Origin of the sequence: Sandarakinorhabdus sp. (assembly GCF_051860625.1) — a bacterium.
Taxonomy (GTDB): Bacteria; Pseudomonadota; Alphaproteobacteria; order Sphingomonadales; family Sphingomonadaceae; genus Sandarakinorhabdus.
Genome location: NZ_JBHYDQ010000001.1, coordinates 111839 through 126821, shown reverse-complemented (window position 1 = coordinate 126821; position 14983 = coordinate 111839). Strand labels below are relative to the sequence as shown.

Sequence of the window (14983 nt, the reverse complement as noted above, 5' to 3'; positions counted from 1 at the left end):
AGACAGACATGACGCTGATCATCGACAAGACGCGCAAAATCGGTCCCGGCGATGGCGAGGGCAGCGTGCAGGTCGCGCTCGACCCTTCGCAGAAGATCGAGGGCGCCAAGGTGTTCGCCGTCTATGGCAAAGGCGGCATCGGCAAATCGACGACCTCGTCCAACCTGTCGGCGGCCTTCTCGCTGCTTGGCCAGCGCGTGTTGCAGATCGGCTGCGATCCCAAGCACGACAGCACCTTCACGCTGACCAAGAAACTGATGCCCACCGTCATCGACGTGCTGGAACAGCATGATTTCCATCACGAGGAACTGCGGCCCGAAGATTATATGTTCGAAGGCTATAATGGCGTGATGTGCGTGGAGGCCGGCGGCCCACCGGCTGGCACCGGTTGCGGCGGCTATGTCGTTGGTCAGACGGTGAAATTGCTGAAGCAGCATCATCTGCTGGAAGATACCGACGTGGTGATCTTCGATGTGCTGGGCGATGTGGTGTGCGGCGGCTTTGCTGCACCGTTGCAGCATGCCGAACGCGCCATCGTGGTGACGGCCAATGATTTCGACTCGATCTTCGCGATGAACCGCATCATGGCCGCCATCGCAGCCAAATCGAAGAATTACGAAGTGCGCCTGGCAGGCTGCATCGCCAACCGCTCGGCCAATACCGACGAGATTGATCGCTTCTGCGGTGCCACCGGCATCAACCGGCTGGCGCACCTGCCCGATCTCGATGCCATCCGCCGTTCGCGCCTGAAGAAGTGCACGATTTTCGAAATGGACGAAACGCCGGAAATCCTGGCCGCGCAGAATGAGTACAAGCGGCTGGCCGCCCTGCTGTGGGCCGGTGTGGAACCCAATCTGGCCAAGCCGATGAAGGACCGCGAGATTTTTGATTTCCTCGGTTTCGAGTGACAGACAAGCCCCGATGAACGCTCATATGCCCAAACACGCGCCGGGCTGGGAAGCCAAGCGCGCCCGGCTGGAAACCTATTTCGACCGGACTGCGCTTGATGCCTGGGCGGCGATGACCAGCGATGCGCCGGTATCGAAGATCCGCGCCACGGTGCGAGCCGGGCGCGAGGAAATGCGCAATACCCTGCTGGCGTGGCTGCCGCAGGATCTGCGGGGGCGGCGCATATTGGATGCCGGCTGCGGCACCGGCATGCTGGCCATCGAGGCGGCACGCCGCGGCGCCGAGGTGGTGGGCATCGATGTGTCGCCGCAACTGATCGAGATCGGCAAGGAGCGGCTGCCCGATGACGTGAAGGGCGCGATCAGCCTGCACGCCGGCGACATGCTCGATGCCAGTTTCGGCGAGTTCGATCATATCGTGTCGATGGATGTGCTGATCCATTATGAAAGCGACCAGATTGCAGCGGCGACGGCGCGACTGGCTGAGCGTGCGCGGCACAGCTTGCTGTTCACTTTTGCGCCGGGCACCCCGCTGCTGCGCACGGCGCGCGCCGTGGGCCAGTTCTTCCCGAAATCGGATCGGTCACCCAGCATCATCCCGGTCGCGCATGACTTGCTGAAATCCCGGCTGTCGCGCAGCGTCCCGCTGGCCCGCCTCGGCCGCGACCAACGGGTAAGCCGTGGATTTTACACCAGTCATGCCCAGGAAGTCCTGTTGGGATGAGGGATGGTTCGCCTGGGCACTGCGGTCGCACCTGCGACATCTCGCCACATCCATGGGGTGGGGCAGGTCGAATCGGCTTCAGACCGGTCATAATGCTCTACGGGCCTTGCAAGACATTGCCATTGCGTCATGTTCTGCACTACCCTGGGTTGCGGTTGACGTGTTAGGTCTGACGCAATGTGTTGCGTGCGCACGCACGGGTTTGTTGGGCACCCCACAGGCGCAGTGGGGTTCGGGCCGTGGTGGTCGCGCTGATATGGTCTGGCTGAAACCAGCCAGAATGATGGTTTTTTCTGAGGGGAGACGCCTCGCATGACAAATGTGCATCTGGTGGGTGGCCTTGATATCGCCGAACTCACGTTTTTCGCCTTTTTCCTCTTTTTCCTCGGCCTCGTCTGGTATTTGCGCGGCGAAGACCGCCGCGAAGGCTATCCGGTGGAAGACGATCTGCACGGTGCTGAACATGGCGGCACCGAGCCGTTGTTCTTCAAGCCGCCGAAAACCTTCAAGTTGCCGCATGGCCGTGGTGAGATCACTACCCCGACCGCCAACGATCGCGATCCAATGCCGACCAATGTTCTGCCGCGCGCCTGGTCCGGCGAACCGCTGGATGTGGTCGGTGACAAGCTGACGTCCGGCCTTGGTCCGGCGTCGATCTCGCAGCGCGCCGATTACCCGGATCTCGACATGCACGGCGAACCGCGCATCGTGCCGACCCGGCTCATTCATCACCCGGTGAGTGTGCATGAAAACGACGTCGATCCGCGCGGCCTGCCGGTCTTCGGTCTGGACGGTGGCAAGGCCGGCACGGTCAAGGAACTGTGGATGGACCGGGCGGAATCCTGCCTGCGTTATCTGGAAGTCGATCTGCCGGGCGGCGCTGGTAGCGTGCTGCTGCCGATCACCATGGCCGAAGTGTCGCGCCGCGGCGTAATCAGCGACGCCATCACGGGTGCGCAGTTCGCGAAGGTGCCGCGCACCAAATCGCCCGATCAGGTGACGTTGCTGGAAGAAGAAAAGATCACGGCCTATTTCGGCGCCGGCTATCTGTGGGCGACGCCGGAGCGGGCAGAACCGCTGATCTGATCCGGCCCCGAAGGCCTGAAGGGTCTGGGCCGACACTGGAACGGAATGGACGGAGCGCCGCGTGTCGATGGAGTATGAAGACGAGCCGATCCCGGGTCTGCCCGGGCGGTTGCCGCCAGGGGAGCAAATCCTCTGGCAAGGCACGCCGGATTGGCTTGGCGTGGCGCGCGGCGTGTTTCACGCGCGCCTGGTCATGATCTGGTTCGTGTTTGTGGCCAGTCTGGCCTTTGTTGCTGGCGGCACCGGCCTGACCGGTGCGTTGGTCACGATGGCCGTGGCCGCGCTCGGTCTGGCTGTGCTCGCCGTGCTGGCGCGGGCGCAGGCCAAATCGACGATCTACACGCTGACCAACAAGCGGGTGGTGTTGCGTTTTGGCGTGGCGCTGCCGAAATGCGTGAATGTGCCGCTGGCACTGGTTGGCCGCGCTGACGTGAAGGCGGCCGGCAGCGGCATTGTTGATGTGTCGCTCACGCCCACGGTGCGCTTCCCGCTCGCCTATCTGCAGATGTGGCCGCATGTGCGGCCATGGAAGTTCGGTTCGCCGCAGCCGATGCTGCGATCCGTGCCGGAAAGCTTTGTGCCCCTGTTGTCGGATGCGCTGGCCAAGGCCGATCCGGCGCGGGCCACTGCGGCTTCTGCGGATGCCGGCACCGTGCCGAACATGATAGGCGCAGCCGCATGAGCGGTGAATTCACCAACGAACGCTTTCCCAAGTCGGCGCTTTACGCAGCCGGCGCGCTGATTGGCATCGCGGTCCTGACCGTGGGCAGCATTCGTGTGGGTGTGTTGCCAGCGCCGGAGACAGCGCCAGAATCGCGCGCGCGGCGCCAGGTGATGCCGGCCGTATCACGTGATTTCCGATTCGAAGACCGCGCCGATGGCGCACTGCTCGTCACCGATGTGATTGCCAACAAATTGGTGTTCATTTTCCAGCCAGGCACCAACACCGGCTTCATTCGCGGCGTCATGCGCGGCATGATGCGCGAACGCCGCCTGCACGAAGTGCCGCGCACTGGCCCCGTGACCGTGACCCAGTGGGAAGACGGCGCGCTGACGCTGGAAGACAAGTCCACTGGCCGCATCCTCGAACTGGGCAGTTTCGGCCAGACCAACCGCGCAGCCTTTGCGCAGTTGCTGGTGCCCTATCAAAAGGGTGGCAGCGGCGTGCCGGACCAGCCAATCATTCCGGCGATGCCGGCGCCGTCCTCGGCGCCATTCCTGAGCGGGCCGGGCTGATGGGCCTGTTCAGCCGCGACCGTTTCGATACGCAGTGCACGATCGAAATCGAGCACACGTTCGAGAATCTGCACGCCCATGTCGAACTGGACGATGATTACCAGCTTGGCCCGGGCGATCAGGTGAAGGTGCACGGCGCCGCGGTGAAGCTGCCGTTCGGTGAGCGGTTGACGCTGCGCCGCCCGGCGACCGTGTGGAAAGCGACGCCATGGGAACGCGCCTGGACCCGGCTGCGCGCCCAGTGGGAATTGACCGATTTGTATGAGATCACCTTCAGTTCGGAGAAGCCGTGATGAACGCCGTGACACCGATCAAGGCCGATGGCAGCGTGGGGCTCACCAAGGACGATGCGATGGCAATTGCCACGCAGGACACGGTGCTGTCGCCGCGGTTCTACACCACCGATTATGACGCGATGGACCGCATCGATGTGTCGGGCGTGCGCGCGGAATGGGACAGCCTGATCGCCGAGATGCAGGCCGATCCCAACAAGAAGCATTTCAAACGCACCCCGGAATTCGACGGCGTGATCGCTGCCATGGACCCGACGCTGAAGCCGGAATTTGTCGATTTCCTGGTGTCATCGATGACATCGGAATTTTCCGGCTGCATTCTTTATGCCGAAATCACCAAGCGCATGAAGAATCCGGACGCGAAGGTGCTGTTCAAGCTGATGGCACGCGACGAAAGCCGTCATGCCGGCTTCATCAACGACAGCCTGAAGGATGCCGGCATCGGCATCGATCTCGGCTTCCTGACCAAGACCAAGAAATACACCTTCTTCCGGCCGAAGTTCATCTTCTATGCGACCTATTTGTCGGAAAAGATCGGCTACGCCCGCTACATCACCATCCACCGTCACCTGGAAAAGCATCCGGAAAAGCGGTTCCATCCGATCTTCAAATGGTTCCAGGAATGGTGCAACGATGAGTATCGCCATGGTGAAGCCTTCGCGCTGCTGATGCGGTCCGATCCGAAGCTCACGTCGGGCCTCAACGTGCTGTGGATCCGTTTCTTCCTGAACGCGGTTTACGCCACCATGTATGTGCGCGATCACAAGCGGCCGGCGCTGTACAATGCGTTCGGGATCAACCCGACCGAGTTCGGCTTCCGGGTGTTCCGCATCACCACCGACATCACGCGCCAGGTGTTTCCGATCGGTTTGCAGACCGATGCGCCGTCCTACCGCGCGCTGCTGGAAACCATGCGCACCACCAGCGACGCGATCGATGCAGCGGTCGCGCAAGGCGGCGTGATGGGCAAGATCAAGCGTGTCGGCCTGTCGTTGAAGGCGGCCTTTACCTTCGTGCGCCTCTATACCCATCCGGTGGACAAGCTCGACGTGACGCCCAACGTCCGCATGGCCCCGGTCTGGTAAGCCAACCGTTATCGTCGTGACCGAGTTTGCGCTGCCTTTGTTGTTTGCCACCGTGCTGTGGTTTGTCGCCACCGGCTTTGTGCTGTGGCTCGACAAGTTGCCGAGTCACACCTGGCCGGTCAGCATCACGCTGGCCACCGTGGCATCGGGATTTGCCATGGGCGGCATCATCGCCACGGCCGAAGAAACCAGCCCCTGGGCCGCTTATGTGGCCTTTGCCTGTGCGCTGGTGTTGTGGGGCTGGCACGAATTGTCGTTCCTGATGGGCTTTGTCACCGGCCCCAATCGCAAGCCATGTCCGCCGGACGCGCGCGGCTGGCAGCGGTTTCGGCTGGCGGCGGCCACGTTGATCTATCACGAGGTCGCGATGTTTGCCTGCGTGCTGGCCATGGCGGCCTTCACGTGGGGCAAGGCCAATCAGACCGCGACGCTGACCTTCCTGCTGCTATTTGTCATGCGACTATCGGCCAAGTTCAATATCTTCGCCGGTGTGCCACATCTATCGACAGAAATGATGCCGGATCACATGCGTTACCTGTCGAGTTATTTTCGTATTGCCCCACCGCGCTGGTTTTTCCTGGCATCGGTGACCAGCATCGCGATGGTGGCGGCTTGGCTGGCCGATCTGGCGCTGCACAGCGAGGGCGGCATCGCCACCGGCTATGCATTGGCGTTCGCATTGGTGGCGCTGGCCTTCATCGAACATGGTTTCCTGGTGGTGCCCTGGCAAGACACCGCCATTTTCCGCTGGGCCATGCCCCAGCACGCCCGCAACCGAGGTGCATCCATGCAGGGAGAATCCCCTAAATTGGCACCTCAAACTGACACAAAACCCCTTGCGGTGCGACAAAACGCCGTGCAATGAACGGCACCGGGAGATTTCGAATGGATTATGAATCGCACTTCCGGGACGCGCTGGACGGCTTGAAAGAGCGCGGAAATTACCGCGTGTTCGCCGAACTTCAGCGGCACCAGGGTGATTATCCCCATGCCACGCGCTACTTGCCGGATGGTTCCACCCAGGATGTGACCGTGTGGTGCTCCAACGATTATCTTGGCATGGGTCAGCATCCGAACGTGCTGGTCGCCATGCACGAAGAACTGGATCGCTCCGGCGCCGGAGCCGGCGGCACGCGCAACATTTCGGGAACCATGCATGTGCATCGCCAGCTTGAGCTGGAACTGGCTGACCTGCACAACAAGGAAGACGCACTGCTGTTCACGTCGGGCTATGTCTCCAATTGGGCAGCGCTCTCCACCTTGGCGTCCAAGATCCCGGGCTGCGTCGTCTTCTCCGATGCGCTCAACCACGCCTCGATGATCGAAGGCATCCGCCACAGCCGTGCCCGCTGCCACGTGTTCAAGCATAATGATCCGGAAGATCTGGATCGGCTGCTCGGCATGTATGACGAATCGGTGCCCAAGCTGGTGGCATTTGAAAGCGTCTATTCGATGGACGGCGATATCGCGCCGATCAAGGAAATCTGCGACGTCGCCGACAAGCATGGCGCCATGACCTATATCGACGAAGTGCATGCGGTGGGCATGTATGGCCCGCGCGGCGGCGGCGTTGCCGAACGCGAAGGCCTGATGGACCGGTTGACGGTGATCGAAGGCACGTTGGCCAAGGCCTATGGCGTGGTTGGTGGCTATATCTCGGCCTCCAAGGCGCTGTGCGATTTCGTGCGCAGCTTTGCGAGCGGATTCATCTTCACCACGGCACTGCCGCCGTCGATCGCGGCGGGTGCGCTGGCGTCGGTAAAGCATCTGAAAGAAAGCCCGTTCGAGCGCAAGCGCCAGCAGGAGCGCGTGGCCAAGGTCCGCGCCGCACTGCGCCAGATGGGCATTCCGCAACTGGAAAATCCCAGCCATATCATTCCGGTGATGGTGGGCGACGCCAAGAAGGCCAAGATGATCAGCGACTGGCTGATGGACAATCATGGTATCTATGTGCAGCCGATCAACTATCCCACCGTGCCGGTCGGCACCGAGCGGCTGCGCATCACGCCAAGCCCGGTGCACAGCGACGATGACATCGATCGCCTGGTGAGGGCGCTGTCGGATATCTGGGGCCAGTGCGCCCTGCATCGCGTGGAAGCGGCAGCATAATATCCGTTATCAGCGACGGGGCCCAGGGTTCGGGCCCCGCGCTTCCCTCCGCCGCCACCGCCCGCTAACGCTGCTGCATGTCGCTGCTGCGTGCCTTGTTCGGCTGGATCGCCCGCCACGCGCTGCTGTTTGTGCTCGTCCTTGCGGTGATGGTGGTCGCCGCGCAGCTTGTTCCTGATCCCGGGTCACGTTCCGCACTGCAAGGCTCGATCGCCAGACTTGATGCGGCGGCGGCCGATGTGCGCCGCCAGTTGCAGACGCTGGAAGGCCGAGCCGTTACCCGCCTCGACGCGACGCAACGCACGTCCCTCGCCGCCATCGATGCGCGACTGGCCGAACTGGCCCGTCAAGAGCGGGAACTGGCGGACCGCAAGCCCGACAGATTCGATCTGTTGCGCAGCCCGCGTGAAGCGATCGCCGCCAATGCCCGCCGCGAGATCGATCTTGGGTTGATTGCGCAGGAAGTGCAGTTCCTGACGCTGCTGCGAACCAATGTGGCCACGCGTGGCCGCGCCCTGTCGTTCGATGGCCAGATTGCCAGGCACCGGCAAGATATTGCGGCGCTGGATGCCGCCATCGCTGCCGATGCGGCCAATATCGCCGCTCTGCCGTCAAGATTGTCGCCGCGCCGCTATATGCGTGGCAGCCTGCCGCCGCGCGATCTTGCAACAATCTATCGGGAACGGCAGCAGGAAAACCGCCGCAAGCGGGACGTGGCGATTGCGGCGCTTCGCTTTGCCGAGCAAGCGCGCCGCGAAATCGGCGATATTGCGACGCTGGCGACGCCAAACGTCGCGATAGCCAGCTTGCAGAAACCATTGGCTGCGCTGCAGGCTGCTCGAACAGCCCAAAGCCACAAGCTGGAAACCGCCATCGAGCGGGCCGCGCGGCTATGGTATGTCCGGCTCGGCATACATGACAAATTGTGGCCGGCCTTCTGGATCCTGATCGGGATCGTGTTGGCGCCCTTTGCGATCCGCACCCTGTTCTATTGGGTGTTGGCGCCGCTGGCGACGTTGCAGCGGCCGATCCAGTTGCTTGCGGATGCCGCGCCGATCCCGCTGCCCACAGAGCGATCTTCGGTTTCGCGCGCGATCAATCTGGTTGAGGGCCAGCAACTGCTGGTGCGACAGGGCTTTGTGCAATCCGTTTCGCTGGCAGGCACCAAGGCGACGCAATGGCTGCTCGATGGCCGTCATCCGTTCAGCAGCCTGGCGTCCGGCCTCTATTTTCTGACGCGCATCGAAGGCCAGGCGCGCGATGTGGTGACCGTATCGGCCACCCGTGATCCGTTTGCCGAAATTGCCGTCCTGTCGCTGCCAGCGGGCGCCGCTGCCGTGTTGCAGCCGCGCGCCATTGCCGGCGTCGTGCAACCGGTTGCTATGCCGCTCAGGATCACCAGCCATTGGCGGCTCTGCACGCTGAACGCCTGGCTGACCTGGCAGCTCAGGTTTCTGGTGTTCCATGGCCCGGCCGAGATCATTCTGACCGGCGGGCGCGGGGTGCGAATCGAGGCGGCCGTCATGGGGCGCAGCATCGGGCAGGACCAATTGATCGGCTTCTCCGCTGGCATTGCCTATACAACGGGCCGCACCGAAACCTTCATTCCCTATCTGTTCGGCGGAGAGCCGTTGTTGAAGGATCGCATTGCGGCCGGTGCCGGCGTGCTGATCGCCGAAGAATCGCCAATGAACAGCCGGTTGCAGCGCGGCGCCAAACGCGGCTTGGAGGGGATAGTCGATGCGCTGCTGAAGCCGTTGGGCATCTAGACCCTCTTGCGCCGTTCGTTACGTCACCTTAATGCCCGCCACGATGGCACTCGACGCTCTGCTCCAGCCGGTTGTGCTGTTCTTTCTGCTCGGTGCGCTCGCGGCATTTGCCCGGTCCGATCTTGCCATTCCCGAAGCCGTCGCCAAGGGCATCTCGCTCTACCTGATGATGTCGATCGGCCTGCGCGGCGGCAGCGAGGTCGCCGAACTCGGCTTTACCCACGATATGGCCCTGGCGGGTGGGGCGGGGCTGGCGCTGTCGTTCCTGCTGCCGCTGCCGGCGTTCTGGCTGCTGCGCACTGCAGGACAACTGGATCGCACCAACGCCGCGGCGGTGGCGGCGCATTATGGCTCGGTCAGCGTCGTCACCTTTGCCACCGGATTTGAAATCCTGCGCCAGGCCGGCATGGCGCCCGCGGGCTATATGGTGGCGGTGCTGGCGCTGATGGAAACCCCGGCGATCATTTCCGGCCTGTTGTTGGCGCGGGCCGGTGGCGGCGACAGTCTGGCGCCGCGCGGCGGGTTGCTGCATGAAACATTTCTCAATGGCTCGGTGATCCTGCTGCTCGGCAGTTTCATCATCGGCATGGTGGCGGGGGCAGACGGCATGGCCGCGATCGCGCCGGTGTTTGATGTGCCATTCCGCGGCATGCTGTGCATCTTTCTGCTCGATATGGGCCTGATCGCGGCGCGGCGCCTGCTGGATCGGCGTGCACTTTCTCTGCGCACGGTCGCACTGGCGCTGCTGCTGCCGATTCTCAACGGCTCGTTTGGCGTGCTGCTCGGCATGGAACTTGGCCTGGATGCCGGATCATCGGCGGCGCTCGGCATCCTGGCGGGCAGCGCCAGTTATATCGCCGTGCCGGCCGTGATGCGCCTCGCCTTGCCGGCTGCAGACCCTGGCCTGTATCTGGGCATGAGCCTGGCCGTCACCTTTCCCTTCAACCTCACCATCGGCATCAGCTATTATGGCTGGCTTGCTGCCCATCTTTGGCCCCTGATCCGCACATGACCACCATTCTCCGCCGCCGCATCGAAGTATTGGCCGATGAACCGCTGATCCCGGCCATCGTGCGCATCGCCAACGATGTTGGCATTATCCACCACACGCTGTTGCCTACAATGGGTGGCGCCGGCGCGCATGGCCGCTGGCGTGACGATCAATTGTCCGGCGCAACCGCCAAGGTCCTGCTCATGCTGATCACCAGCCAGGATCACGCGACATCCTTTGTCGAAAAGCTGGCACCCATGCTCGAAAGCCATCACTTGATGCTGTTGATTTCCGACGTTGAAGTGGTGCGCGGCGCCAAGTTCGATTGACGCTTGGAACCTGCGGCGTTTCGCCTGAATGCTTGCTGGCAGCCTGCGCGCCGCTTAAGGCAGGCCCCATGCGAATGACTTTCCCGTTCACGGCCATCGTTGGCCAGGCTGAGATGAAACAGGCGTTGCTGCTCGCCGCTGTCGAGCCGCGACTGGGCGGCGTGATGGTGTTCGGCGATCGCGGCACCGGCAAGTCCACTGCCGTACGCGCGCTGGCCGGCCTGCTGCCGCCGATGAAGGTGGTGCCCGGCTGCCGCTATGGCTGCGCGCCGGATGACCGCACGGCCTGCTTCGAAGGCTGCCGCGAACGCGCCGGCAAGCGTATCGAGGAGGCGCAGGTGCCGTTCGTCGATCTGCCGCTGGGCGCCACCGAAGATCGCGTGGTCGGCAGCCTCGATCTGGAACGCGCGCTGGCGACGGGGGAAAAGCGTTTTGAGCCTGGTCTGCTGGCCAAGGCCAATCGCGGCTTTCTTTATATCGACGAGATCAACCTGCTGGAGGATCATCTTGTCGATCTCCTGCTCGATGTGGCGGTGTCGGGCACCAATGTCGTCGAGCGCGAAGGCCTGTCGATTCGTCACCCGGCGCGCTTCATCCTGGTGGGCAGCGGCAACCCCGAGGAGGGCGAATTGCGCCCGCAGTTGCTCGATCGCTTTGGCCTGTCGGTGGATGTGCGCACCCCCACCGACATGGGCGACCGCATCGAGATCGTGAAGCGTTGCGACCGTTTCGATCGTGATCCGGCCGGATTCGTGGCCGATTTCCGCGAGAGCGAAGAGGCGACACTGGATGCCATCGCCCGTGCCCGCAAATATCTGCCCAAGGTGCAGGTGGCTGACGAGATGCTGGGCCTGGGTGCGCGGCTGTGCTCGGCGGTGGGTGCCGATGGCCTGCGCGGCGAACTGACCCTGCTGCGTGCGGCGCGGGCGCAGGCGGCGCTGGCCCACAAGAAAGAGGTGAAGCCGCATCATGTCGCCGAAGTGGCGGTGATGGCGCTGCGCCACCGGCTGCGCCGCAATGTGCTGGATGAAACCGGCTCTACCGCCCGCATCACCCGGGCGCTGGCGGAACTGATCCCGGCATGACCCAAGCCGCGGGTGACGGCGAGGACGACGGCAGTGAACGCTGGGCGCTTGCCCTTGACTCCATCGACATCATCGCAGCGGCGGGCAACCGGGTGGGTGGCATCCTGCTGCGCGCGCGGCCCGGCCCGGTGCGCGATGCCTGGATGGCTGCGCTGGCCATGGTGCTGCCCGTGCGCCGCCTGCCGGGCAGCGCCGATGCCGAGGCGCTGGATGGCGGCCTCGATCTCACCGCCACACTGGCCAGCGGCAAGCCGGTGCACCGCACCGGGCTGCTGCAGGACGCACGCGGGCAAATGCTGCTGGTGCCGATGGCCGAACGGCTGAACCCGGCGCTGGCAGCAAGGCTGGCCACCGCGCTGGATGATGATGCGCCGGTGCTGATCCTGTTCGATGAAGGCGATCCGGATGATCCCGAACGGGAGCGCGTGCTGCCATCATTGGCGGAACGACTGGCCATCCACATCGATCTGAACGCCGTGCGCCTGCCGATGGCGGCGCTGCTGGCCGGCGAGGCGCCGCCGCCGCTGGCGATGCTGGCCGAACCGGGCGCAGTGGCGAAGGATCCGGAAACCGCGCTCAGCGTGGCGGCGGCGGCGCTCGGCATCGCCTCCATCCGCGCGCCGATCCTGGCGTTGCGGGTGGCCCGCGCCCATGCCCGCGCCGATGGCCGCAGCGATGCCATCGATCAATTGCGCGAAGCCGACATGGCCGCCGCCGCCGCGCTGGTGCTGGGGCCACGCGCCACCCGCATGCCGCCACCCCCACCGGAGGACGAGCAGCCACCGCCTCCGGAAGAGTCGCCGCCTGATCAGGAACCGCCCGAACCGCCGCCCCCATCCGACGACACGCCAGGCGACGATCAGGAACAGCCCGAGCCACCCCCGATCGATCCCACCGACATGGTGCTGGACGCCGCGCAAACCGCGCTGCCGCCCGGCCTGCTCGATGCGCTGGCGGCCGGTACGATCAGCAAGGCGCCCAAGACCAGCGGATCGTCCGGCGCCAAGCAGAAAAGCATCACCAGCGGGCGCCCGGCGGGTGTGAGGCCGGGCATGCCGGGGCGCGGCGCGCGGCTGGCGCTCATTGAAACCATCAAGTCGGCGGCGCCTTGGCAAAAGGTCCGCCCGGCGCGCGACGATGGCCGGCTGGCGATCCGCACCGATGATCTGCGCATCCGCCGCTATATCGCCCAGACTCAATCGACGACGATCTTTGCCGTGGATGCCAGTGGGTCGGCGGCGTTCGCGCGGCTGGCCGAAGCCAAGGGCGCCATCGAACTGCTGCTGGCCGAAGCCTATGTGAAGCGCGCCGAAGTGGCGCTGGTGGCGTTTCGCGGCACGGATGCCGCGCTGGCGCTGCCGCCCACCCGCAGCCTGCCGCGGGCCCGCAAGGAGCTGGCCGGGCTGGCTGGCGGTGGCGGCACGCCGATTGCTGCCGGGCTGGACATGGCGCGCAAGGTGGCGGAGGCCGAACGTGGCCGGGGCCGGTCGCCGCTGGTGGTGGTGCTCACCGATGGCCGGGCGAACGTGGGCGGCGATGGCAAGATCAGCCCGCAGGAAGCGGCACTGGCAGCGGCCCGCGCCTTTCGGGTGGCTGGCATCGCTTGCGTGTTCATCGATTGCGCGCCGCGGCCGCGGCCGCAGGGGGCCGAACTGGCGGCAGCGATGGGGGCGCGGCTGGTGACTCTGCCGCGTGTCGATGCCAAATCGGTGGTGGCAGCGGTGAAGGCATCGGGAGGTCTGTAATGCGTTGGGATGTCGATGGCCGCCATGTGCCGCACCGGGAATGGAGCCGGTTCGTGACCGCGGGCGGGCTGAAATGGCATGTGCAGGTCGCTGGCCCGGATGATGCGCCGGTGCTGCTGCTGATCCACGGCACGGGTGCCACCACCCACAGTTTCGCCGATCTGGCGCCGTTGCTGGCGCAGCAGTTCCGGGTGGTGATTCCCGATCTGCCCGGCCATGGCTTTACCGGCAAGATGAACGCACCGGGGCCGGACAATGTCGCCAAGGCGGTGGCGGCGCTGATGGCCGAGCTGAACCTGGCGCCGGCCCTGATCCTGGGCCACAGCGTGGGGGCGGCCGTTGCCTTCATGACGGTGGCCCGCGGGTTGCTGGCGCCGCAGGGCGTCGTCGCGATGGGCGGCGCGCTGCTGCCGTTCGCCGGGGTTGGCAAGGCGTTTCCGGGCATTGCCAAGGCCCTGTTCGTCAACCCGCTAATGCCGGCGCTGTTTTCGTTCAGCACCCGGTTGCAATCCATGCCCGATCTGATGGCGCGCTGGACGGGGTCCCGCTCCAGCCGCGAACAGATTGCCCATTATGAACGGCTGTTCCGCAGCAGTGCCCACACCGGCGGCGCGCTGGCGTTGATGGCGCACTGGGATCTGGATGCCATCGAGCGCAGCATTGCCGGCGTGAAATGCCCGGTGCTGCTGCTGCACGGGGAGCGTGACAAGACGGTGCCGCCCGACACGTCCCGCAAAGTGGCGCAGCGGCTGACGGCGCACGGTACAAGCGCTGTCCACCACGGCTTGGCGGGGCTGGGCCATCTGGCCCACGAGGAAGCGCCGGATCGCCATGCCGAGATGATCGCGGCGTTTGGGCGCGATATGGGCGTGCTGCGGGCCTAATCCGGCAACAGGTCCAGCCCGCTCAGCCTTGTGGGGGCGGCCAGGCCGGCGATGCGGATGGCGCTCAGGCCTTCGCCGCGATCGTCGGTGATGGCCACGAAATCGATGCTGCCGTGGTTCAGTTGCAGCCGCCAGCGGTCGGCGCGTTGCTGCCAGGGCTGCACCAGCATCGTGCTCCAGCGCATGGCGATCACTTGCGGGTTTTCGCAGGCAATCACGGCGCCGGTGATGGTCAGGCCGGGGTTGGTGTGGCGGTGCCAATCCGGCCCGGCCCAGGCATAGCTGCCCATCATGCCCGGATCGGGGGCATGATGATCGATGGAAAGCAGGCAGCCGCCGGTGTCACGCGGATGCAGGTGCAGCGCCCTGGCCGATGCGCCGTGCTGGCGCACGTCCACATCCTCCACGATGCGGATGTTCATCATCGCCAGCCGCAGCCGCACCGGCGCCAGATCGTCGCTGTCCAGGATCAGCATATATCCGGTCGGTCCGCCGCGCCGGTCCAGATAGCGGCCGGCGGTGGTGCCGGCGGTGATCGGGGCCAGTGCCTCCAGAAACGTGCCACCCAGTGACCAGAGCGCATTTTCAAGGCCGAATTTCGCCACCCCCGGATCGCGGAAACACACATCTGCGCCCAAAGTCGCGCAGCCAGCCGCCACCACGGGCGCCAATTCCGGCGCCACCACTGCAATCTGCCGTAATCTGAACAACCCACTCTCCCCCAAAGGCGGTCATTGCC

At 64.6% G+C, this 14983-nt stretch carries 16 protein-coding genes; 15 read left to right on the top strand and 1 reads right to left on the bottom strand.

The features are described 5' to 3' along the window. Window positions 1–8: 8 nt before the first annotated feature. The 15 genes from bchL (at window position 9) to bchO (ending at window position 14244) form a co-directional block, all read left to right on the top strand. Complete coding sequence (gene bchL / locus ACTIEZ_RS00580; RefSeq protein ID WP_439544695.1) at window positions 9–908, top strand: ferredoxin:protochlorophyllide reductase (ATP-dependent) iron-sulfur ATP-binding protein; 900 nt, start codon at window positions 9–11, stop codon at window positions 906–908. A gap of 25 nt (window positions 909–933) precedes the next feature. Continuing rightward, a complete protein-coding gene (bchM, locus tag ACTIEZ_RS00575; RefSeq protein ID WP_439544694.1) occupies window positions 934–1632 on the top strand; it encodes a magnesium protoporphyrin IX methyltransferase in 699 nt (232 codons plus the stop codon). Between the two features lie 312 nt (window positions 1633–1944). Continuing rightward, window positions 1945–2718 (top strand): photosynthetic reaction center subunit H, encoded by a 774-nt coding sequence (gene puhA, locus ACTIEZ_RS00570; protein ID WP_439544693.1) that lies wholly within the window; start codon window positions 1945–1947, stop codon window positions 2716–2718. 67 nt (window positions 2719–2785) lie between these two features. Beyond that, window positions 2786–3400, top strand: a complete 615-nt coding sequence (gene puhB / locus ACTIEZ_RS00565; protein WP_439545072.1) for a photosynthetic complex putative assembly protein PuhB — start codon at window positions 2786–2788, stop codon at window positions 3398–3400. After that, window positions 3397–3954: a photosynthetic complex assembly protein PuhC gene (gene puhC / locus ACTIEZ_RS00560; protein ID WP_439544692.1), complete on the top strand. Its 558-nt coding sequence runs from the start codon at window positions 3397–3399 to the stop codon at window positions 3952–3954. Before puhB ends, puhC begins: the two co-directional genes overlap by 4 nt. Continuing rightward, on the top strand, window positions 3954–4247 hold the full coding sequence (locus ACTIEZ_RS00555) for a hypothetical protein (RefSeq protein WP_439544691.1): 294 nt from the start codon (window positions 3954–3956) through the stop codon (window positions 4245–4247). The genes puhC and ACTIEZ_RS00555 overlap by 1 nt, the downstream gene beginning before the upstream one ends. Beyond that, window positions 4247–5332, top strand: a complete 1086-nt coding sequence (gene acsF, locus ACTIEZ_RS00550; RefSeq protein ID WP_439544690.1) for a magnesium-protoporphyrin IX monomethyl ester (oxidative) cyclase — start codon at window positions 4247–4249, stop codon at window positions 5330–5332. The genes ACTIEZ_RS00555 and acsF overlap by 1 nt, the downstream gene beginning before the upstream one ends. A 16-nt stretch (window positions 5333–5348) precedes the next feature. After that, the gene (gene puhE, locus ACTIEZ_RS00545) at window positions 5349–6197 is read left to right on the top strand and encodes a putative photosynthetic complex assembly protein PuhE (RefSeq protein WP_439544689.1); all 849 of its coding nucleotides are present in this window, start codon (window positions 5349–5351) and stop codon (window positions 6195–6197) included. A 20-nt stretch (window positions 6198–6217) separates the two neighbouring features. Next, the gene (hemA, locus tag ACTIEZ_RS00540) at window positions 6218–7441 is read left to right on the top strand and encodes a 5-aminolevulinate synthase (RefSeq protein ID WP_439544688.1); all 1224 of its coding nucleotides are present in this window, start codon (window positions 6218–6220) and stop codon (window positions 7439–7441) included. Window positions 7442–7518: 77 nt separating this feature from the next. Continuing rightward, on the top strand, window positions 7519–9210 hold the full coding sequence (locus ACTIEZ_RS00535) for a hypothetical protein (RefSeq protein WP_439544687.1): 1692 nt from the start codon (window positions 7519–7521) through the stop codon (window positions 9208–9210). A 43-nt stretch (window positions 9211–9253) separates the two neighbouring features. Then, entirely contained in the window at window positions 9254–10222 is a 969-nt protein-coding gene (locus tag ACTIEZ_RS00530; protein ID WP_439544686.1) for a sodium-dependent bicarbonate transport family permease, read from the top strand. Continuing rightward, window positions 10219–10530: a DUF190 domain-containing protein gene (locus ACTIEZ_RS00525; protein WP_439544685.1), complete on the top strand. Its 312-nt coding sequence runs from the start codon at window positions 10219–10221 to the stop codon at window positions 10528–10530. Before ACTIEZ_RS00530 ends, ACTIEZ_RS00525 begins: the two co-directional genes overlap by 4 nt. 68 nt (window positions 10531–10598) lie before the next feature. Next, the gene (gene bchI / locus ACTIEZ_RS00520; RefSeq protein ID WP_439544684.1) at window positions 10599–11615 is read left to right on the top strand and encodes a magnesium chelatase ATPase subunit I; all 1017 of its coding nucleotides are present in this window, start codon (window positions 10599–10601) and stop codon (window positions 11613–11615) included. Beyond that, window positions 11612–13360, top strand: a complete 1749-nt coding sequence (locus ACTIEZ_RS00515; RefSeq protein WP_439544683.1) for a magnesium chelatase subunit D — start codon at window positions 11612–11614, stop codon at window positions 13358–13360. Before bchI ends, ACTIEZ_RS00515 begins: the two co-directional genes overlap by 4 nt. Continuing rightward, entirely contained in the window at window positions 13360–14244 is an 885-nt protein-coding gene (gene bchO / locus ACTIEZ_RS00510) for an alpha/beta fold hydrolase BchO (protein WP_439544682.1), read from the top strand. Before ACTIEZ_RS00515 ends, bchO begins: the two co-directional genes overlap by 1 nt. Here the strand turns inward: bchO and ACTIEZ_RS00505 are convergent. Next, window positions 14241–14954: a VOC family protein gene (locus tag ACTIEZ_RS00505; protein WP_439544681.1), complete on the bottom strand. Its 714-nt coding sequence runs from the start codon at window positions 14952–14954 to the stop codon at window positions 14241–14243. The two genes, bchO and ACTIEZ_RS00505, sit on opposite strands and share 4 nt — an antisense overlap. Window positions 14955–14983: the final 29 nt, after the last annotated feature.

Coding starts and splice junctions, on each gene's coding strand:
- bchL (WP_439544695.1), top strand. CDS start 9: ATGACGCTGATCATCGACAAGACGCGCAAAATCGGTCCCGGCGATGGC.
- bchM (WP_439544694.1), top strand. CDS start 934: ATGCCCAAACACGCGCCGGGCTGGGAAGCCAAGCGCGCCCGGCTGGAA.
- puhA (WP_439544693.1), top strand. CDS start 1,945: ATGACAAATGTGCATCTGGTGGGTGGCCTTGATATCGCCGAACTCACG.
- puhB (WP_439545072.1), top strand. CDS start 2,786: ATGGAGTATGAAGACGAGCCGATCCCGGGTCTGCCCGGGCGGTTGCCG.
- puhC (WP_439544692.1), top strand. CDS start 3,397: ATGAGCGGTGAATTCACCAACGAACGCTTTCCCAAGTCGGCGCTTTAC.
- ACTIEZ_RS00555 (WP_439544691.1), top strand. CDS start 3,954: ATGGGCCTGTTCAGCCGCGACCGTTTCGATACGCAGTGCACGATCGAA.
- acsF (WP_439544690.1), top strand. CDS start 4,247: ATGAACGCCGTGACACCGATCAAGGCCGATGGCAGCGTGGGGCTCACC.
- hemA (WP_439544688.1), top strand. CDS start 6,218: ATGGATTATGAATCGCACTTCCGGGACGCGCTGGACGGCTTGAAAGAG.
- ACTIEZ_RS00535 (WP_439544687.1), top strand. CDS start 7,519: ATGTCGCTGCTGCGTGCCTTGTTCGGCTGGATCGCCCGCCACGCGCTG.
- ACTIEZ_RS00530 (WP_439544686.1), top strand. CDS start 9,254: ATGGCACTCGACGCTCTGCTCCAGCCGGTTGTGCTGTTCTTTCTGCTC.
- ACTIEZ_RS00525 (WP_439544685.1), top strand. CDS start 10,219: ATGACCACCATTCTCCGCCGCCGCATCGAAGTATTGGCCGATGAACCG.
- bchI (WP_439544684.1), top strand. CDS start 10,599: ATGCGAATGACTTTCCCGTTCACGGCCATCGTTGGCCAGGCTGAGATG.
- ACTIEZ_RS00515 (WP_439544683.1), top strand. CDS start 11,612: ATGACCCAAGCCGCGGGTGACGGCGAGGACGACGGCAGTGAACGCTGG.
- bchO (WP_439544682.1), top strand. CDS start 13,360: ATGCGTTGGGATGTCGATGGCCGCCATGTGCCGCACCGGGAATGGAGC.